We start from the raw sequence: 18,249 nt of genomic DNA on the forward strand, positions 1-18,249 counted from the left end.
CGTCGGTCAGTTCGGCCAGGGCCGCACGGCGCGGCGGCCCGGACCGCGCCTCCTCGGTGAGGAGACGCAGCCGGGCCGCCGCGTAGCCGCTGGGTCCCGAGTCCTCTGCTTCCTTCTGCACGTCCGTACCCGTCACCCAGCGACTCCTGTTCTGTTTGCCTGCGTCAAGGGCCTTCAGAGCGCGTCGGGACCGCGCTCGCCGGTCCTGACCCGTACGGCCGTGTCGACCGGGATCGACCAGACCTTGCCGTCACCGATCTTGCCGGTGCGGGCCGCCTTGACCACGACGTCGATCAGCTGCTCGGCGTCGTCGTCCTCGACCAGGACCTCGATGCGGATCTTGGGGACCAGGTCGACGGTGTACTCGGCGCCCCGGTAGACCTCGGTGTGGCCCCGCTGACGACCGTAGCCGCTGGCCTCGGTGACCGTCAGGCCGTGTACTCCGAAGGCCTGCAGGGCCTCCTTGATCTCGTCGAGCCGGTGCGGCTTCACGACGGCGGTGATGAGCTTCATGCGTCCACCTTCTTGCTCGCGGCCGCGGCGACCGGGGCCGTGGCGGCGGTCTTGGCGGCGCCGCCACCGGCGCCGCTGAAGTCGTATGCGGTCTCGGCGTGCTCGGCCTGGTCGATGCCGGCCACCTCGTCGTCCTCGGTGACCCGCATGCCCATGGTCTTGTCGAGGATGAAGGCGAGGATCGCGGAGACGATCAGGGAGTAGGCGAGGACCGCGAAGACACCGGCGCACTGCTTCCAGAACTGGGTCAGGCCGCCGCCGTAGAAGAGGCCCTCGACCTCGGACTGGCCCTTGCCGCTGGCGAAGAAGCCGATCAGCAGGGAGCCGAGGACACCGCCGACCAGGTGGACGCCGACGACGTCGAGGGAGTCGTCGTAGCCGAACTTGTACTTCAGGCCGACGGCCATGGCGCACAGCACACCGGCGATGGCGCCGACGGCGATCGCGCCGAGCGGGGTGACCGCGCCACCGGCCGGGGTGATGGCGACCAGGCCCGCGACCGCGCCGGAGGCGGCGCCCAGCGTGGTGAACGCGCCGTGGCGGATCTTCTCGTAGATGAGCCAGGCCAGCATGGCGGCGGCGGTGGCGATCTGGGTGTTGACGAACATCAGCGCGCCGACGCCGTCGTCGTTGCCGAGCCAGGAGCCGGCGTTGAAGCCGAACCAGCCGAACCACAGCAGACCGGCGCCGAGCATGACCAGCGGCAGGCTGTGCGGGCGCATCGGGTCCCTCTTGAAGCCGACGCGCTTGCCGATGACGAGGATCACGCCGAGCGCCGCGGCGCCCGCGTTGATGTGCACCGCCGTACCACCGGCGAAGTCGATGACGCCCAGTTCGAAGGCCCAGCCGCCGGTGCCCCAGACCCAGTGCGCGACCGGGAAGTAGACGACCGTGGCCCACAGGGCGATGAACAGCGCCCACGCGCTGAACTTCACGCGGTCCGCGAGGGCACCGCTGATCAGGGCGGGCGTGATGATCGCGAACATCAGCTGGAAGACCAGGAACACGAACACCGGGATGGTGTAGCCGGGCCACAGCTCGGTGAGGCCGATGTTGCCGAGGCCGACCCAGTCGGAGTTCCAGCCGATGAGGCTGCCGGAGTCGGTGCCGAACGCCATGGAGAAGCCGTACAGCACCCACAGGATGGTGACGATCCCGAGGCTGATGAAGCTCATCATCAGCATGTTCAGGGTGCTCTTGACGCGGACCATGCCTCCGTAGAAGAAGGCCAGACCCGGGGTCATGAGCATCACCAGGGCGGAACAGATGAGCATGAACCCTGTGTTCGCGGCAGAGAGCTTGGGCGCCTCTGCGGCAAGGGTGATGGCTGGTGCCATCGGCGTCTCCTCGTCATTGGTACGGCCCCGTGCGGGCGAAGCCTCGAGCGGAATGAGGGGCGGGCCGGTTATGCGCCACGAGATTGGCGCAGCGCGGTTTCGGTGGAAGCCCCTCGTTGTTTCGCGGCCGTGACGAAGGCGGGTTCTGTGTTACGCGTCGATGAACTGCCCACTTGCGGGCGAGCCGATCGTTATCGTGGCGCAACCTTCGGCTTTCAGGCAGCCGTGGGCGCACAGACCGGCCGCGGTCGGCCTTCCGATGACCTGGCATGGGGGAGCCGAGTCGGGCAGTTCGGGAGGGCCGGCCGCGGCCGGGGTTCAGGAGGTCGGGCGGCTCCTCAGACCGCCTCGGCGGTCTCGGGCAGTTCCGCCGCGAGCCGCTCGGTGAGGTCGACGACCTCGCCGAGGTCGCCGAATTCGCGGGCGGCGGTGTCGACCGTCTTCCGGATCCGGGTGTTGACCCGCTCGGAGCGGACCTTCTTGGCGACCTGCATGGCCTCGGTGGCGAAGACCGTGCTCCGCTCGGGCTCGCGCTGGAGGAGGTGCACCGTGGCCATGCCGATCAGGTTCAGTGCGTACGACCGCTGGTGCTCGCCGTCCTCGGCGAAGAGCTTCACGGCCCGGTTCATCAGGGGCTCGGCCAGCGAGGCGTAGGTGGGGCTGCGGCCGGCGACGTAGGCCAGGTCGCGGTAGGAGTGGGAGTTCTCCCCGTGCAGCTCGGCCTCGGAGAAGAAGCGGATCCAGTCGGGGTCGGGCTCGTCCCACTCGTCGGCCTCGGAGAAGGTGTCCTCGGCCATCCGCACCGCACGCTTGCACTTGCCGGGCTGCCCCATGTTGGCGTAGGCGCGGGCCTCCATCGCATACAGCATCGACTGGGTGCGCGGACTCGCGCAGTCCCGGCTGCCGTACTGCGCGAGATGGATCAGCTCCAGTGCGTCGTCGGGCCGGCCGAGGTGGATCATCTGACGGCTCATGCTGGACAGCACGTACGAGCCGAGCGGCCGGTCACCGGCCTCCTTGGCGGCGTGCAGCGCGAGCACGAAGTACTTCTGGGCGGTCGGCTGGAGCCCGATGTCGTACGACATCCAGCCGGCCAGCTCGGCGAGTTCGGCGGCGACCTTGAACAGGCGCCGGGTGGTGGACTCGGGCTGGGGCTCCTGGAGGAGGTCCGTCACCTCGTGCAGCTGCCCGACGACCGCCTTGCGGCGCAGGCCGCCGCCGCACTGGGCGTCCCACTGCCGGAACATCACCGTCGTGGACTCCAGGAGGTCCAGCTCCGGCTTGGAGAGCCGGCCGCGGGCGCGCCCGGAGCCTCCCGCGGGCTCGGAGCGCGAGGCCGGCGGCGAGGGGACGAGCCAGCGCTGCATGGGCTCGATGAGGGCCGGGCCCGCAGACAGGGCCAGCGAGCTCCCGAGGAAGCCGCGCCGCGCCAGCATCAGGTCGCTGCGCGAGAACTCGCTGAGCAGGGCCACGGTCTGCGGGCCCGTCCAGGGCAGGTCGACACCGGTCGCCGAGGGTGACTGGCGCGCGGCGCGCAGGCCCAGGTCCTCGACGGAGACGACGACGCCGAAGCGCTCGGAGAACAGCTCGGACAGGATCCTGGGGATCGGCTCGCGGGGGTTCTCGCCGTCGAGCCAGCGGCGCACCCGCGAGGTGTCCGTGGAGATGTGATTGGCGCCCAACTGCCGTGCCCTGCGGTTGACCTGGCGGGCGAGCTCGCCCTTGGACCAGCCGCTTCGCACGAACCAGGAGGTGAGCAGCTCGTTGGGGCGCTTGTCAGCGTGCGTCGCGCTCGCAGCGTTCGTTCCGCTTCCGCCGTTGCCGCTCACTGGAACGCCCCCATCCCTGAGACCACTTGTCGCCGAGTGCGCCAAGCCCTATCAGCATGCCGGTTCGTACGGCCGTCCGTCCGGCCCTTGTCACCCTTCGAACGGAATGACGACTTGCCTCCGGCATACCCACGAGCGCATGTGCCCCCAGGGCTCGTGCACACAAAGTAATCCTACGATCACCCGTCCAGCCACGGCTCACACGGAAACGCCACCATTCGCCACCCCTTCGAATGAACTCATGTACGCCTGGGCGCGATTCACTTGACACAGCACAACCAGGAGTGGGTGCAGCGATGCACTTGGGGGCGCGCGTCGCCGGACGCGCCACCCCGGGCACATCCGGGCGCCGAGTGGGCGGGCCGCCACCGGGAAGGCGGAAACAGAGAGTCACGCACCGCGTCCGCTGCGTAACCACCGGGCGCCGGACCCGTTGGAGGGGGCATGGGCTTCACGATCGGCATCAACCGTGGCATGCGCGACATCCGGTCCGGCTCACGTCGCCGCCGCACGTCGGACGGCACGGCCGTGGCCGAGTACACCGGGCTGTGGGGCTGGGACGTGGTGCCGGGCGCCCGGGCCTCGGCGGGCGCCTGCTCCTGCGGTCGCAGCGACTGCCCCGCCCCCGGCGCGCACCCGCTCGGCTTCGCGCCGGTGCTCGCGGCCGGGGCCACGCTGGACGCCGTGACACGGACGTGGGCCGAGTTCCCCGGCGCCTCGGTGATGCTGCCGGTCGGCGGGGCGTTCGACGTCATCGAGGTGGCCGAGCCCGCCGGCTGCCGCGCGCTGGCCCGGCTGGAGCGCATGGGCCTGCCGGTCGGCCCGGTCGCGGCGACCCCGGACGGCCGCGCGCACTTCTTCGTCGCCCCCGGCGCCGCCGCCGATCTCCCCGGCCTGCTCTACCGCATGGGCTGGGACGACCCGGACTCCCTCGACCTGCGCGGCCTCGGCCCGGGCGCGTACATCACGGCGCCGCCCTCCGACCGCGGCGGCCTGGGTCCGGTGCGCTGGCTGCGCTCCCCCGCCCTGGACTCGGCGTCCCGGCCGCCGGAGGCCCGCCTGGTGCTGGGCACGCTGGCGTACGTGGCGCACCGCTCACGGGCGTAGGCGCAGGCGAGGACACAGAGCGAAGCGCCCGGCCCCGACTGCACCTCGGGGGCGGGCGCTTCTCGCGCAGGTGCGGTTCTTCGCAGGTCGTGCCGCGGCTGGTGCCGAGCTCACTCCCCGATAAGGGCGTCAACGAACGCCTCCGGCTCGAACGGCGCCAGGTCGTCCGCGCCCTCGCCGAGCCCGACGAGCTTGACCGGCACGCCCAGCTCGCGCTGGACAGCGACCACGATGCCGCCCTTGGCCGTGCCGTCGAGCTTGGTGAGCACGATGCCGGTGATGTCGACGACCTCGGAGAAGACCCGGGCCTGCACCAGGCCGTTCTGGCCGGTGGTGGCGTCCAGGACGAGCAGCACCTCGTCGACCGGGGCCTGCTTCTCCACGACCCGCTTGACCTTGCCGAGCTCGTCCATGAGTCCGGTCTTGGTGTGCAGGCGGCCGGCGGTGTCGATGAGCACGACGTTCGCACCCATCTCCTTGCCCTCCTTGACCGCGTCGAAGGCGACGGAGGCGGGGTCGCCGCCCTCCGGTCCGCGCACGGTGTGGGCGCCGACCCGCTCGCCCCAGGTCTGGAGCTGGTCGGCGGCGGCGGCACGGAAGGTGTCGGCGGCGCCGAGCACGACACTCTGGCCGTCGGCGACCAGGACGCGGGCGAGCTTGCCGGTGGTGGTGGTCTTGCCGGTGCCGTTGACGCCGACGACCATGACGATGCCCGGCTTGCGGTCCTCCGGCTCGGTCTTGACCACGCGGTCCATGTCGCGGCCGACCAGCGTGACCAGTTCCTCGCGGAGCAGGGTGCGCAGTTCCACGGGGGTGCGGGTGCCGAGCACCTTCACCCGCTCGCGCAGCCGCTCGACCAGTTCCTGGGTGGGCTGCACGCCGACGTCGGCGGTGAGCAGCGTGTCCTCGATCTCCTCCCAGGTGTCCTCGTCGAGATGCTCGCGCGACAGCAGGGTGAGCAGCCCCTTGCCGAGGGCGTTCTGCGAGCGGGAGAGCCGGGTCCGCAGCCGGACCAGGCGGCCGGCGGTGGGTTCCGGGATCTCGATCTGGGGAGCTTCGGCGGGCGGCTCCTCGACTACGACCGGAGCCGAGCCGTCCGGGAGATCCACCTCCTCGATGGTGCGCCGCGGTTCCTCCCGCGGCGTCTCGGCCTCGTCGCCGACATGCGGCTCGGCCGGTGGGGCGGTGATGTCGGGCGCTGCGGGCGGGGGCGGGGGCAGCTGCTTCTTGCGCCGGCTGCCGACGATGAGCCCGCCGAGCGCGCCGAGCACGACCACGGCGATGACTACAGCAAGGATGACGATGTCCATAACGGGTCCAGTATCAGTCATGGGCCCCCGGGACACCCCGCTCGCACCGCCCCGCCGGGCCGGGCGCCGCCGGATCTCCACACCCCTGGATGTCTGACGCGTCGTCAGCTAACGTCCCCCGGACACCCGCCCGGCGGAGGGAGACGCCCCCATGCCCGTCACGGTCGCACGCTTCAATCTCGTCGCTCCCGGGGCGACGCCCGCCGAGCTCGGTGCCCGCTACCGGGCGGCCCTGGAGATGGCCGCGTACGCCGACGACCGGGGTGTGAGCACCGTGCAGACGGAGGAACACCACGGGGCGGACAACAACTGGCTGCCGTCGCCGTTCGCCTTCGCGGGGGCCGTCTTCGGCGCGACCCGGCGCATCGCGGTCACCGTCTCGGCGATCATCGGCCCGTTGCACGACCCGCTGCGGCTGGCCGAGGAGATCGCCGTGCTGGACCTGCTGAGCGGCGGGCGGCTGGTGACGGTCGCCGGGATCGGGTACCGCCCGGAGGAGTACGAGCAGTTCGGGGTGGACTTCGCCCGGCGCGGGAGACTCCAGGACGAGCTGCTGGAGACACTCCTGGCGGCCTGGACGGGCGAGCCCTTCTCCTACCGGGGCCGCACGGTCCGTGTCACCCCGCGCCCCTGCACCGAACCGCACCCGCTGCTCCTGGTCGGCGGCTCGTCCCGGGCAGCGGCCCGCCGCGCCGCCCGGCTCGGTCTGCCGTTCTTCCCCAGCGCGCATCTGCCGGAGCTGGAGACGTACTACAAGGAGCTGCTGGTCGAGTACGGCACCGAGGGCTGGGTGATGATGCCCGCCGCCGAGACGCCCCTGCTGCACGTGGCGGAGGATCCGGACCGGGCCTGGGCGCAGTACGGGCGGCACTTCCTGCACGAGGCCCGGACATACGCCTCCTGGCAGCCGGGCGGGATGCGCTCGGCGGTGAAGTCGGCCGCGGCGACGGTCGAGGAGCTGCGCGCGGAGGGCGTGTACCGGATCCTCACCCCGGAGGCGTGCGTGGCGCTCGGGCTGGAGTCCTACGTCCTGCATCCGCTGGCGGGCGGGATGCCGGTGGAGGAGGGGTGGCGGAGCCTGCAACTGTTCTGCGAGCGGGTGCTGCCCCGGCTGGCCGGGTGAGACGACAGACCGCCGCCCCGGCTCGGGCAGTGGCCGAACCGGGGCGGTGGCGGGTTACGGGGAGAGGGGCAGCGGGGACTTGGCCCTTCTCCCCGAGTCGCGGGAGGGGCTAGCCCATCTCCTCCAGGGCCTTGCCCTTCGTCTCCTTGACGAACTTCAGGACGAACGGGATCGAGAGCGCGGCGAACGCGGTGTAGATCACGTAGGTCAGGGAGAGGTTCCAGTCGGCCAGCGACGGGAAGCTCGCGGTGATGGCCCAGTTGGCGATCCACTGCGCTGCGGCGGCCACGCCCAGGGCGGCGGCGCGGATCCGGTTCGGGAACATCTCGCCGAGCATGACCCAGACCACCACACCCCAGGACAGGGCGAAGAAGAGGACGAAGACGTGCGCGGCGATCAGGGCGATCCAGCCCTGCGTGGCCGGCAGCTTGCCGTCGACGAGGTGGTGGGAGAACGCCCAGGCCTCCAGCGCCAGGCCGACGACCATGCCGACCGAGCCGATGATCGCGAGCGGCCGGCGGCCGATGCGGTCGACGAAGATCATCGCGATGACGGTGCCGAGGATGTTGATGATCGACGTGGTGAAGGAGTAGAAGAACGAGTCCGCGGGGTCGACGCCGACCGACTGCCACAGCGTCGCGGAGTAGTAGAAGGCGACGTTGATGCCGACGAACTGCTGGAAGACCGACAGCCCGATGCCGATCCAGACGATCGGCTTGAAGAAGAAGCCGCCGCCGAGCAGGTCCTTGAAGCTCGACTTGTGCTCGCTCTTCATGGCGCCCTCGATCTCGGCGACACGGGCGTTCAGGTCGACGTCCTTGCCCTCGACCTCGGCGAGGATCTCCCGGGCGCGCTCGTGCTTGCCGACGGAGATGAGGAAGCGCGGGGACTCTGGGATGGCGAAGGAGAGCAGGCCGTAGAGGACGGCCGGGACGACCATGACGCCGAGCATGACCTGCCAGGCCTCCAGGCCCATCAGCTTGCCGCGCTGGTCACCGTCGGCGGCGTTCAGCAGACCCCAGTTGACCAGCTGCGACACGGCGATGCCGATGACGATCGCGGCCTGCTGGAAGGAGCCGAGCCGGCCGCGGTAGGCGGGCGGGGCGACCTCGGCGATGTAGGCCGGGCCGATCACGGAGGCCATGCCGATGGCGAAGCCGCCGACGACACGCCAGAAGGCGAGGTCCCACAGCGCGAAGGGCAGCGCGGAGCCGACGGCGCTGACGGTGAAGAGGGCCGCGGCGATCTGCATGCACCGGATGCGGCCGATGCGGTCGGCTATGCGGCCGGCGGTCGCGGCGCCGACGGCGCAGCCGATGAGGGCGATGGCGATGACCTGGGCGAGGGCCGCTGACCCGACGTCGTAGCGGTCACGGATGGCCTCGACGGCGCCGTTGATCACGGAGCTGTCGTAGCCGAACAGGAAACCGCCCATCGCGGCCGCCGCCGCGATGAAGATGACGTGCCCGAGATGATCGGGGTGAGCCGTCCTGGCTCCTGACTTGGGTGCCTGCGCTGTGCTGGTCACGTGTACTCCTCGGGCCACCGGCAACGCTGCCGGAGGGGATCAGCCCTTCGAGGTGCCACCTGAAGGTACCTGAAGGTAAAAGGAACGTTGCCGAGACTATGTCTTCAAGTTTCGAAGTCAATAGGTCCAGAGCTGTGAATCTGAGGCAGGAATGTGTCGGGTATGTGTTCAAGTGTTGAAGCCGCAGATTCACGCAGGTGAGACCGGTGTAGAGCGCACCTATTTAACGGAGGCGCTGGCTGATGACCTTCGACACACCGTCGCCCTGCATGGAGACGCCGTAGAGCGCGTCGGCGACCTCCATGGTGCGCTTCTGGTGGGTGATCACGATCAGCTGGGAGGCTTCCTGGAGCTCCTGCATGATCCGGATGAGCCGCTGGAGGTTGGTGTCGTCGAGGGCGGCCTCGACCTCGTCCATGACGTAGAACGGGCTGGGCCGGGCCTTGAAGATCGACACGAGCATCGCCACCGCGGTCAGCGAGCGCTCCCCGCCCGAGAGCAGCGACAGCCTCTTGACCTTCTTGCCCGGCGGACGCGCCTCGACGTCCACGCCCGTGGTGAGCATGTTCTCGGGGTCGGTCAGGATCAGCCGCCCCTCACCACCGGGGAAGAGCCGGCCGAAGACGCCCTCGAACTCCCGGGCCGTGTCGCGGTAGGCCTCGGTGAAGACCTGCTCGACGCGCTCGTCGACCTCCTTCACCACCTGCAGGAGATCCGCCCGCGTCTTCTTCAGGTCCTCGAGCTGCTCGCTGAGGAACTGGTGGCGTTCCTCCAGCGCCGCGAACTCCTCCAGGGCGAGCGGGTTCACCTTGCCGAGCTGCTGGTAGGCACGCTCGGCGGCCTTGAGGCGCTTCTCCTGCTCGGCCCGGAGATACGGCCTGGGCAGGTTGCGCGGGTGCTCCGGGTCCTCCGGCAGCTCCTCGCCTTCGGCGGGGGGCGAGGGCGGCACGAGCTGGTGCGGACCGTACTCCGCCACCAGTCCGGCCGGTTCGACACCCAGCTCCTCCAGCGCCTTGGTCTCCAGCTGCTCGATGCGCAGCCGCTTCTCGGCGCCGAGTACCTCGCCACGGTGGACCGAATCCGTCAACTTGTCGAGCTCGCCCTTGAGATCACGCCCCTCGGTGCGGGCGCGGGCGAGTTCCTGCTCGCGGCGGGCCTTGGCGGCCTCGGCGGCGGTGCGCTCCTCGTCGGCGCGGGCCAGGGAGACCTCGACGTGCTCGAGCAGCTGCCGGGCACCCGCACCGACGGCCTGGGCGACGGCCGCCTCGTGCCGCAGCCGGGCCCGCCGCTGCTCGGCACGCGCGCGTGCCTCGCGTTCCGCGCGGGCGGCCCGGTCCAGGGAGTCGGCCCGCCCGGCCAGTGCCTTGACCCGTTCCTCGTGCGTACGGGCCTGGAGCCGGGCCTCCATCTCGGTCTGGCGCGCGTTGGCACCGTCGGCGGCGAGCCGGTCCCGCGCGGAGGTGTCGGGCTCCTCCTCGATCGGCATCTCCTCGGCGACGGCGAGCCGCTCGGCGAGTTCCTCGACCTCCTGCAGCGCCTTGTCCAGGGCATCCTGCGCCCGCGCCGCCGCGGCGGCGGACCGCTCGGCCTCCCCCGCGGCGCCTCGCGCCTGCCCGGCGAGGCGGCCGAGCTGCTGGGCGACGGCCGACTTCTCCCGGTCGCCGGCCCGGCGCCGCTCCCCCAGCTCCTCGACCAGGGCGGCACATTCCTTGCGCCGCGCCACGGCCGAGGTCTGCGCCTCGGTGAGTTCCTCACAGCGGACGGCCAGACCCTCCAGCTCGGCGGCGGCCTCGTCGACGGAGGCCTGCACTTCCAGGAGGCTGGGGGCGCCTGCGGAGCCGCCGTGGGCGAAGTGGGCGCCGAGGAGGTCGCCTTCGGCGGTGACCGCGGTGAGGCGGGGGTGGCTGTATACGAGGTCTTCAGCGTCTTCGAGGGTGCCGACGACGACGATGCCGTGGAGCAGCCGGCGCACGGCCGGCATCAGGTCGGAAGGGCCGCGGACCAGGTCTGCGGCGTAGGTGTGTCGTGCGTCTGCGGCGTCGTTGTGGCCGGTCGCGCCGTTCCCCGCGCCCCCAGGGTGTGCATCTCCGGCCAGGACCAGAGCGGCCCTGCCGCCGTCCTGTTTGCGGAGGAGCCTGATCGCGTCCGCGGCCGACGACGGGCTGGTCACCGCGACCGCGTCCGCCGCCGCCCCGAAGGCCGCGGCCAGAGCGACCTCGTGGCCCGGGGCCACCGTCAGCAGTTCCGCCGCCGGGCCGAGCAGGCCTGAGAGGCGGTCCTTCGCGGCGAGCAGTATCCCAGTGCCGTCCTTGCGGCGCAGGCCGAGTGCCAGGGTCTCGTGGCGGGCCTGGGTGGCGGCGCGTTTCCGCTCCGCCGCCGTGGCCTCTTCGCGGGCCGCCGTCAGGGCGGCCTCGGCCTCGGCCAGCTGCTGCTTCGCCGTCTCGTGCTGCTCGGCGAGTTCCGCGTCGCCGGCGTCGAGGCCGTCGACCTCGGCCTTGAGGGCCTCGTACTCCTCCTGGGCGGCGACGGCACGTTCCTGCGCCTCGTCGCGGGCCGCGGCCAGGCGTTCGATCTCGGCCTGGGCGGAGGCCGCGCGGGAGCGGGCGGCGTTGACCTGGCCACTGAGGCGGGCCAGGCCCTCACGCCGGTCGGCGATGGCGCGGGCGGCGTCCTTCAGACGCCGTTCCTCCTCGGTGAGCGCGCGCTCCAGCTCGGCGCGGTGGGCGACCGTGTCCTCCAGGGCGCGTTCGGCCGCCTCCAGTGCCGCCTCCAGCTCGGCCTCCTGCTCACGGATCCGGGCGGCCTCGCGCTCCATGTCCTCGGGGTCGCGGCCACGCCGCTCCTCGGGGGGCGCCGAGGTGGCGCTCTTCACCCGGGCGTCGGCCAGTGAGATCGTGCCGCGCACGCGCTCGGCGAGCTGGGAGAGCTCGTACCAGGTCTGCTGGGCGCGCTGGAGGCGCGGCGTGAGCTGCCGGACCTCGTCCTCCAGGAGGGCCTCGCGCTGGAGCGCCTTGCGCAGCTCCTGTTCGGCGGACTCCTTGCGCTCCTTCAGCGCGGCCTCGTCGGCGACCTCGGCCTTGAGGGCCTCCCGGAGCCGTACGAGGTCGTCGGCCAGGAGGCGCAGGCGGGCGTCGCGCAGGTCGGCCTGGATGACGGCGGCCCTGCGGGCGACGGCGGCCTGGCGGCCGAGCGGCTTGAGCTGGCGCCGGAGCTCGTCGGTGAGGTCCTGCACGCGCGCGAGGTTGGCCTGCATCGCGTCCAGCTTACGCAGCGCCTTCTCCTTGCGCTTGCGGTGCTTGAGGACACCGGCAGCCTCCTCGATGAAGGCGCGGCGGCCCATGGGATCGGCGTGCAGCACGGAGTCGAGCTGGCCCTGCCCGACGATCACGTGCATCTCGCGGCCGATGCCGGAGTCGGAGAGGAGGTCCTGGATGTCGAGGAGGCGGCAGATGTCGCCGTTGATCTGGTATTCGCTGCCGCCGTTGCGGAACATGATCCGCGTGATGGTGACCTCGGCGTACTCGATGGGCAGGGCCCCGTCGGAGTTGTCGATGGTCAGGGACACCTCGGCACGGCCCAGCGGGGGGCGGCCGGTGGTGCCGGCGAAGATGACGTCCTCCATCTTGCCGCCGCGCAGCGACTTGGCGCCCTGCTCGCCCATGACCCAGCTGAGCGCGTCGACGACGTTGGACTTGCCCGAGCCGTTCGGTCCGACGACGCACGTGATCCCCGGCTCGAACCGAAGGGTGGTCGCCGAGGCGAACGACTTGAACCCGCGGAGGGTCAGGGCCTTGAGGTGCACGCCGCCGGACTCTACCGCCCGGGTGTGTCTCACTCCATGAACCCGCGGTTTCGCCACTGAACGCGCAGGGCACATCAGACGTTAAAGACGGTGAAAGGATGCGGGGGCAAGAAAGAAGGGACGCCGACAGGGCGTCCCTTGCACTTCTGACAACCAGGCGGTTGTGACGGGCGAGCCCAACCACTGCTGTGCTGTTGTGGAGCGGTGCAGTGATCAGGTGAGCGCAGGCTCCGCCTGGTGTGCGTCAACGCTCTCCATGATCCTGTCGTGAGAAGCGGCAGCCGTGAGCGCCTCGTTCTCCGCCTGGATTCGTCCGAGCTCGGATTCCAGGTCCTGGACGCGCTGCTGGAGCCGTCGCATCTCGGCGAGGAGTCGCGGGTCGGAGCCGCCGACGTAACCGAGAAGCGCCTTTGCCATGATGGATGGTCCTCCACAATGCGTGACCGACCGCTGCGGTGTGGGTCGTGAGGGATTCGCACCCGCGGTCTTGGCAGGGCCTGGAGTTGTACTGCCGTTCAGCCATGCCAAACAGCTAAGGTGCGCGGGGCTTTCAGCGTCTCACCAAAAAGTTTGACGGTCAACACGATCACGCCCCGTATTGGGGGGCGGCCCGGGCACGCGCGGCCTGGAACGGCCGTACTGCGGCTTCTGCGGGGCCCTCGGGGCGTGGCGATCATCCTTGCGTGTGGAGCGTGGCAAGGCAAGCGGTTCTGGCAATCACCAGCAAGTTTCCTCTCCGGGCGGCTGTCGGCACGCTGCCCGGAGGCCGCCTCGTGAGCCGCCCGGCAGACGTGATCAGCGGATGGCGAAGCCGTCGTAGCCGCCGCGCGGTGTGTCCCAGATCTCGGTGACGCCGTCCACGCGACCGGGCGTGTCGTCACCCTGGAGCCACTCCAGCAGGCCCTCGCAGCCCTCGCGCCCGCCCTCGGCGACCACTTGGACGCGGCCGTCGCCCAAATTGAGAGCAAAGCCACTCAGGCCGCCGATCTCCAATGCCTTGGCCCGCGTGAACCAGCGGAAACCCACACCTTGGACGCGTCCCCGCACCCAGGCAACCAGTCGCACATCCTCGCTCATGACTGCAACCTAACCGCCCAAACTCTCTCCGGGCACTTCCTCCCCTTGCGCCATGCGGTACCGTCCCCCCTCAACGAATCTCATATGAAACTCACACGATCGAGTGAGTTTGGTGTTGATCTCGAGGACGAGTCGACCGCCAGGACGAGGAAGGCCAGGACATGGGACGCCACCGACGCTCCGACGCCGGCCGCGCCGCCACGGGCCGCGCCACGGGAATCACCCACGCCGACGGCTTCGCGGAGGGCCACGATCCGCTGTACCCCACCGCGGACGACGCCCCGACGATGGGCATCGCGCCCTATCTGAACCCGGAGGCGTACGCCGACAGCTACGCGAAGAGCGACGCGTACCTGTTCGCCGCCGAGGGGCCCGAGGGGTCCGCCACGGGTGACCGCTACGGCGAGACGGCCGTCTTCGCGAGCGACGGTTTCACGCCCGACGGCGGCGCCCGGCGCGCCGGTTCGCACCGCCGCCGCAAGAAGGCCGCCCGGCCGATGCGCACCGGGCTGCTCGGCGTCTCCGCGGCCGTCGCCCTCGGCACGGTCGCGGTCGCCACGGGCGCTGTGCCCGGTCTCGACAACTACAAGCTCGGCGGGGGCGGCGGGGCCGACAAGGTCCAGGCCGGGGACACCCCCACGAACACCCCGATCGAGCAGGGCGGCACCGCCGGCAGTGCCGACAGCCGGGACGAGACGTCCACCAGTCGGGACGCCGAGCGTTCCGGCTCACCGTCGCCGTCCCCCTCGAAGACCTCGGCCGCGCCGACGAAGACGCCGGAGAAGCCCGAGAAGACGCAGGAGAAGACTCCGGAGAAGAAGAAGCCGGCGGCCACCCCGAGCGAGAAGCCGGACACCACGCCCTCCCGTACGGCCACGAAGGCACCGAGGACGCCCAGCGCCTCCGCCGCCCTGTCCGGGGAGTCCGCCGCCGCTGCCCAGGTGCTCAGCCTCGTGAACGAGGAGCGGGCCAAGGTGGGCTGCAGCCCGGTCGCCGCCAACAGCGCTCTCACGGACCTGGCCCAGAGCTACAGCGAGGACATGGCGGCGCGGGGCTTCTTCGACCACACCGACCCGGACGGCCGTACCCCCTGGGACCGGGCCGAGAAGGCCGGGATATCCAACCTCGGCGGCGAGAACATAGCCCGCGGCCAGGCCGACGCCGCGGCCGTGATGGACGCCTGGATGAACAGCCCCGGCCACCGCGCCAACATACTGAACTGCGACTTCAAGACGCTGGGCGTGGGAGTCGAGCTCGGCTCCGGCGGCCCCTGGTGGACACAGAACTTCGGCTACTAGCCCTACCGGCAGAACTCGGGCGGCGGCCAGGACAGTGAGAAAGCCTGCGACCGCCCGAGAGCGCTAACCATTGGTTAGTGCAATCTACTGGTTAGCGCTGCGCTGGCGTACGCTGGACGTATGACCACCACCGAGGGGCTCACGGAGGGCCTCGAAGACCTCCCGTTCAACGTGTTCGCCAAGGCCTGCCCGTCGCGCGGCACGCTGGAGCACGTCACGGGCCGCTGGGGCGGCCTCGCGCTCGGCGCCCTGTACGAGGGGTCGCTGCGCTTCAACGAGCTGCGCCGCCGCGTCGACGGGGTCAGCGAGAAGATGCTGTCCCAGACGCTGCACGCCCTGGAGCGTGACGGCCTGGTCCACCGCGAGGCCCAGCCGACCAATCCGCCCCGGGTGGACTACGAACTGACGCCCCTGGGGCGCGAGGTGGCGCAGCGGCTGCTCGCCCTGATCCATTTCGTGGAGGGCAGCATGGACGAGGTCCTGGCCGCGCGCGAGCGGTACGACTCCGCTAGGGCGTGATCCGCGGCGGTCGCTGGCACTTCGGGCAGTAGTAGCTCGACCGGTTCATCCAGGGCCGGCGCCGCATGGGCGTGCCGCAGCGCCGGCAGGGCAGGCCCTCGCGGCCGTACGCGTCGAGCGACCGGTCGAAGTAGCCCGACTCGCCGTTGACGTTGACGTACAGGCTGTCGAAGCTGGTGCCGCCCACCGCGAGGGCCGCGTTCATCACGTCCCGTACATGCCCCAGCAGCATCAGGGTGCGGGGGCGGGTGAAGGTCGCGGTCGGGCGCTCGTAGTGGATGCGGGCGCGCCACAGGGCCTCGTCCGCGTAGATGTTGCCGACGCCGCTGATCAGCGACTGGTCGAGCAGCGCCCGCTTGATCGTGGACCGCTTGCGGCGCAGCGCCCGGTGGAAGGCCTCGTCGTCGAAGAGCGTATCGAGCGGGTCGCAGGCGATGTGCGCGATGACGTCCGGCAGGCCGTCGGGGGTGTTGTCGTGCAGCGAGAGGCCGCCGAAGGTGCGCTGGTCGACGAAGCGGAGTTCGGTGTCCAGCGTGTCGGTGAAGCGGACGCGGATGCGCAGGTGCTTCTCGTCCGGCGCGTTGTGCGGCTGGACCAGGAGCTGGCCGCTCATGCCGAGGTGGGCCAGGATCGACTGGTCGGTGTCCTCCAGGGGCAGCCACAGGTACTTGCCGCGCCGGCTGGGGACGCCGATGCGGTGGCCCTTCAGACGGTGTGCGAAGTCGTCGGCGCCCGCGAGGTGGCGGCGTACCGCGCGCGGGTGCAGCACCTCGGCCTCGGCGACGGTCCGGTGGGCGACCCACCGCTCGAGACCGCGCCGTACGACCTCGACCTCGGGCAACTCGGGCATGGGCTCCCCCGTCCCAGACGTGTGGATGACGCGAGCGCCCGCCCCGGGCAGGGGCGGGCGCTCGGGTGCGCTGTGCTTGCCGCCCGGTGCGGGCGGCGGCGGTCAGCCGTCGGCGGAGCCGTCGACGGCCGCGTGGGCGGCCTGAGCAGCTGCCGTCTGCGTCGCCTCGGCGGCCTTGGCCGCCTTGGCGCGCTCGTCCGCCGCGGCCCGGATGGACCGCCATGCGGACTCGGCGGCCTGCTGCTCCGCCTCCTTCTTGCTGCGGCCGGTGCCGGTGCCGTACGAGACGCCTCCGACGCGGGCGGCAGCAGTGAAGGTCTTCTCGTGGTCGGGGCCGGTCTCCGTGACCAGGTACTCGGGGACACCGAGCCCCTCGGTCGCGGTGAGCTCCTGGAGACTGGTCTTCCAGTCCAGGCCGGCTCCGAGGTTCGAGGACTTCTCGATCAGGGGGTCGAACAGGCGGTGCACGAGCTCCGCCGCCGAGTCCAGTCCCTGGTCCAGGTAGACCGCGCCGATCACCGCTTCGAGGGTGTCGGCGAGGATGGACGCCTTGTCCCGGCCGCCCGTGCCCTCTTCACCCCGGCCGAGCCGGATGAAGGAGCCCAGGTCGAGCCCACGGCCCACCTCGGCGAGCGCACGCGAGTTCACCACCGCCGCCCGCAGTTTGGCCAGCTGGCCTTCCGGCAGGTCGGGGTGAGTGCGGTACAGCGTGTCCGTGACCACGAGGCCGAGGACGGAGTCCCCGAGGAACTCCAGGCGCTCGTTGGTCGGCAGACCGCCGTTCTCGTATGCGTACGACCGGTGGGTCAGTGCGCGCACCAGAAGGGCGGACTCGAGCTTGTACCCGAGCCGCCCTTCCAGAAGCGTGTGGGACGAGGCCTGGTTGTCCGCCGGAGCGCTCCCGCTCGCACGGGAGGACTTGTTCTTAGGCGTGGACACAGTGCCTCTCACCAGCCGCTCAGACCTCGAGGACCTGGCGCTTGTTGTAGGTGCCGCACGACGGGCACGCGATGTGCTGCTGCTTGGGCTCGTGGCAGCGCTCGCACGCAACCAGGGTGGGGACCGCAGCCTTCCACTGCGACCGGCGGTGGCGCGTGTTGCTGCGCGACATCTTCCGCTTCGGAACAGCCACGGCTACTTCTCCTGCTTCTCGTCGACGCCCGCTTCCGCGTCAGCGCCGCTCATCTCGTCCTTCTCGCCGTCCTTCATGGTGCCGGCGAGTCCCTGCAATGCCGCCCAACGGATGTCGACGGCGTCGTGGTGGTGGTCCGGGTCGTCCGCCAGCCGCGCGCCGCACTCGGCGCACAGCCCGGGGCAGTCTTCCCGGCACACCGGCTGCATCGGCAGTGCGAGCACCACCGCATCACGCAGCACGGGCTCGAGGTCGAACAAGCCGTCCTCGAGGAAGAGCCTGTCCTCGTCGTCCTCGGCGTCGTCGCCCGGTTCCGCGATCACGCGGCCCCGGTCATCGGCGTCAGGGTACGAGAACATCTCCTGGAACTCCGCTTCGAGCTCCTGCTCGAGCGGCTCCAGACACCTTACGCACTCCCCCTCGGCCGCGGCACGGGCGGTGCCTGTGACGAGCACCCCTTCCATGACCGACTCCAGGCGGAGTTCGAGCTCCACCGGGGCGCCTTCCGGCACTCCGATGACTCCCTTGATACCGAGGTCCTTGGGAGCGTCGACCGAGCGGGTCAGGCGCTGCAGCGCACCAGGCCGCCGGCCCAGCTCGTGTGTGTCGAACACGAGGGGGTTGCGGTGGTCGAGGCGGGCGTTCAGGGCCATTCCAACTTTCGGTCTGCTGTGCTCGGGGGGACGCTGCCCTTCGGTGTTCCCGGGCAGCGTTGATCGCGGACGTACGCGCGACCGAAGAGCCAGGATACTGGACCTTTCGCTCTCGGCCCAATCCGGGGCTCAGCCCTGGCCGCGGCCCTGCTCGTAGGCCCGCAACTGCTC

Annotated in this window: 16 protein-coding genes; 4 read left to right on the top strand and 12 right to left on the bottom strand. The window is 70.9% G+C overall.

All coding sequences use genetic code 11. The features are described 5' to 3' along the window. Window positions 1-174: 174 nt before the first annotated feature. The 3 genes from ABT116_RS27885 to nsdA form a co-directional block, all read right to left on the bottom strand. On the bottom strand, window positions 175-513 hold the full coding sequence (locus ABT116_RS27885; RefSeq protein ID WP_003993253.1) for a P-II family nitrogen regulator: 339 nt from the start codon (window positions 511-513) through the stop codon (window positions 175-177). After that, the gene (locus ABT116_RS27890) at window positions 510-1,850 is read right to left on the bottom strand and encodes an ammonium transporter (RefSeq protein WP_351639354.1); all 1,341 of its coding nucleotides are present in this window, start codon (window positions 1,848-1,850) and stop codon (window positions 510-512) included. Before ABT116_RS27890 ends, ABT116_RS27885 begins: the two co-directional genes overlap by 4 nt. 338 nt (window positions 1,851-2,188) lie before the next feature. Then, window positions 2,189-3,679, bottom strand: a complete 1,491-nt coding sequence (gene nsdA, locus ABT116_RS27895) for a transcriptional repressor NsdA (protein ID WP_351639356.1) — start codon at window positions 3,677-3,679, stop codon at window positions 2,189-2,191. A 444-nt stretch (window positions 3,680-4,123) separates the two neighbouring features. Between nsdA and ABT116_RS27900 the strand changes: the two genes are divergently transcribed. After that, window positions 4,124-4,786: a bifunctional DNA primase/polymerase gene (locus ABT116_RS27900; RefSeq protein ID WP_351639360.1), complete on the top strand. Its 663-nt coding sequence runs from the start codon at window positions 4,124-4,126 to the stop codon at window positions 4,784-4,786. 110 nt (window positions 4,787-4,896) lie between these two features. On the opposite strand, the gene ftsY is transcribed toward ABT116_RS27900, so the two are convergent. Next, a complete protein-coding gene (ftsY, locus tag ABT116_RS27905) occupies window positions 4,897-6,096 on the bottom strand; it encodes a signal recognition particle-docking protein FtsY (protein WP_351639362.1) in 1,200 nt (399 codons plus the stop codon). Window positions 6,097-6,247: 151 nt separating this feature from the next. Here ftsY and ABT116_RS27910 point away from each other — a divergent pair, with 151 nt between their 5' ends. Beyond that, window positions 6,248-7,219 carry an LLM class flavin-dependent oxidoreductase gene (locus ABT116_RS27910; protein ID WP_351639365.1) on the top strand — a complete coding sequence of 324 codons (972 nt, stop codon included), beginning with the start codon at window positions 6,248-6,250 and terminating at the stop codon, window positions 7,217-7,219. A 109-nt stretch (window positions 7,220-7,328) separates the two neighbouring features. On the opposite strand, the gene ABT116_RS27915 is transcribed toward ABT116_RS27910, so the two are convergent. From ABT116_RS27915 to ABT116_RS27930, 4 genes are all read right to left on the bottom strand, one after another. Continuing rightward, window positions 7,329-8,747, bottom strand: a complete 1,419-nt coding sequence (locus ABT116_RS27915) for a sugar porter family MFS transporter (RefSeq protein WP_351639367.1) — start codon at window positions 8,745-8,747, stop codon at window positions 7,329-7,331. A 223-nt stretch (window positions 8,748-8,970) separates the two neighbouring features. After that, window positions 8,971-12,549 (bottom strand): chromosome segregation protein SMC, encoded by a 3,579-nt coding sequence (gene smc / locus ABT116_RS27920; RefSeq protein WP_351639370.1) that lies wholly within the window; start codon window positions 12,547-12,549, stop codon window positions 8,971-8,973. 213 nt (window positions 12,550-12,762) lie between these two features. Then, complete coding sequence (locus ABT116_RS27925) at window positions 12,763-12,966, bottom strand: hypothetical protein (protein ID WP_030852030.1); 204 nt, start codon at window positions 12,964-12,966, stop codon at window positions 12,763-12,765. A 378-nt stretch (window positions 12,967-13,344) separates the two neighbouring features. After that, the gene (locus ABT116_RS27930; RefSeq protein WP_031108009.1) at window positions 13,345-13,626 is read right to left on the bottom strand and encodes an acylphosphatase; all 282 of its coding nucleotides are present in this window, start codon (window positions 13,624-13,626) and stop codon (window positions 13,345-13,347) included. A gap of 161 nt (window positions 13,627-13,787) precedes the next feature. Between ABT116_RS27930 and ABT116_RS27935 the strand changes: the two genes are divergently transcribed. Further along, on the top strand, window positions 13,788-14,924 hold the full coding sequence (locus tag ABT116_RS27935; protein ID WP_351639372.1) for a CAP domain-containing protein: 1,137 nt from the start codon (window positions 13,788-13,790) through the stop codon (window positions 14,922-14,924). 120 nt (window positions 14,925-15,044) lie between these two features. Beyond that, complete coding sequence (locus ABT116_RS27940; protein WP_351639376.1) at window positions 15,045-15,443, top strand: winged helix-turn-helix transcriptional regulator; 399 nt, start codon at window positions 15,045-15,047, stop codon at window positions 15,441-15,443. Here ABT116_RS27940 and mutM read toward each other — a convergent pair. The 4 genes from mutM to ABT116_RS27960 form a co-directional block, all read right to left on the bottom strand. Beyond that, entirely contained in the window at window positions 15,433-16,293 is an 861-nt protein-coding gene (gene mutM, locus ABT116_RS27945; protein WP_351639379.1) for a bifunctional DNA-formamidopyrimidine glycosylase/DNA-(apurinic or apyrimidinic site) lyase, read from the bottom strand. The genes ABT116_RS27940 and mutM overlap by 11 nt on opposite strands. 102 nt (window positions 16,294-16,395) lie before the next feature. Continuing rightward, window positions 16,396-17,244, bottom strand: a complete 849-nt coding sequence (gene rnc / locus ABT116_RS27950) for a ribonuclease III (RefSeq protein WP_351639382.1) — start codon at window positions 17,242-17,244, stop codon at window positions 16,396-16,398. Between the two features lie 7 nt (window positions 17,245-17,251). After that, window positions 17,252-17,425, bottom strand: a complete 174-nt coding sequence (gene rpmF / locus ABT116_RS27955) for a 50S ribosomal protein L32 (protein WP_003951102.1) — start codon at window positions 17,423-17,425, stop codon at window positions 17,252-17,254. Window positions 17,426-17,427: 2 nt separating this feature from the next. Further along, on the bottom strand, window positions 17,428-18,078 hold the full coding sequence (locus tag ABT116_RS27960) for a YceD family protein (protein ID WP_351639385.1): 651 nt from the start codon (window positions 18,076-18,078) through the stop codon (window positions 17,428-17,430). Window positions 18,079-18,249 lie beyond the last annotated feature (171 nt).

This window comes from Streptomyces sp. NPDC002130, assembly GCF_040296465.1.
GTDB lineage: Bacteria > Actinomycetota > Actinomycetes > Streptomycetales > Streptomycetaceae > Streptomyces.

What these genes read in the sequence shown, in the direction of transcription:
- ABT116_RS27885 (WP_003993253.1), bottom strand. Translation starts at nt 513, where the DNA reads ATGAAGCTCATCACCGCCGTCGTGAAGCCGCACCGGCTCGACGAGATC.
- ABT116_RS27890 (WP_351639354.1), bottom strand. Translation starts at nt 1,850, where the DNA reads ATGGCACCAGCCATCACCCTTGCCGCAGAGGCGCCCAAGCTCTCTGCC.
- ABT116_RS27940 (WP_351639376.1), top strand. Translation starts at nt 15,045, where the DNA reads ATGACCACCACCGAGGGGCTCACGGAGGGCCTCGAAGACCTCCCGTTC.
- ABT116_RS27900 (WP_351639360.1), top strand. Translation starts at nt 4,124, where the DNA reads ATGGGCTTCACGATCGGCATCAACCGTGGCATGCGCGACATCCGGTCC.
- ABT116_RS27935 (WP_351639372.1), top strand. Translation starts at nt 13,788, where the DNA reads ATGGGACGCCACCGACGCTCCGACGCCGGCCGCGCCGCCACGGGCCGC.
- ABT116_RS27925 (WP_030852030.1), bottom strand. Translation starts at nt 12,966, where the DNA reads ATGGCAAAGGCGCTTCTCGGTTACGTCGGCGGCTCCGACCCGCGACTC.
- ABT116_RS27960 (WP_351639385.1), bottom strand. Translation starts at nt 18,078, where the DNA reads ATGGCCCTGAACGCCCGCCTCGACCACCGCAACCCCCTCGTGTTCGAC.
- ftsY (WP_351639362.1), bottom strand. Translation starts at nt 6,096, where the DNA reads ATGGACATCGTCATCCTTGCTGTAGTCATCGCCGTGGTCGTGCTCGGC.
- ABT116_RS27910 (WP_351639365.1), top strand. Translation starts at nt 6,248, where the DNA reads ATGCCCGTCACGGTCGCACGCTTCAATCTCGTCGCTCCCGGGGCGACG.
- mutM (WP_351639379.1), bottom strand. Translation starts at nt 16,293, where the DNA reads ATGCCCGAGTTGCCCGAGGTCGAGGTCGTACGGCGCGGTCTCGAGCGG.
- ABT116_RS27930 (WP_031108009.1), bottom strand. Translation starts at nt 13,626, where the DNA reads ATGAGCGAGGATGTGCGACTGGTTGCCTGGGTGCGGGGACGCGTCCAA.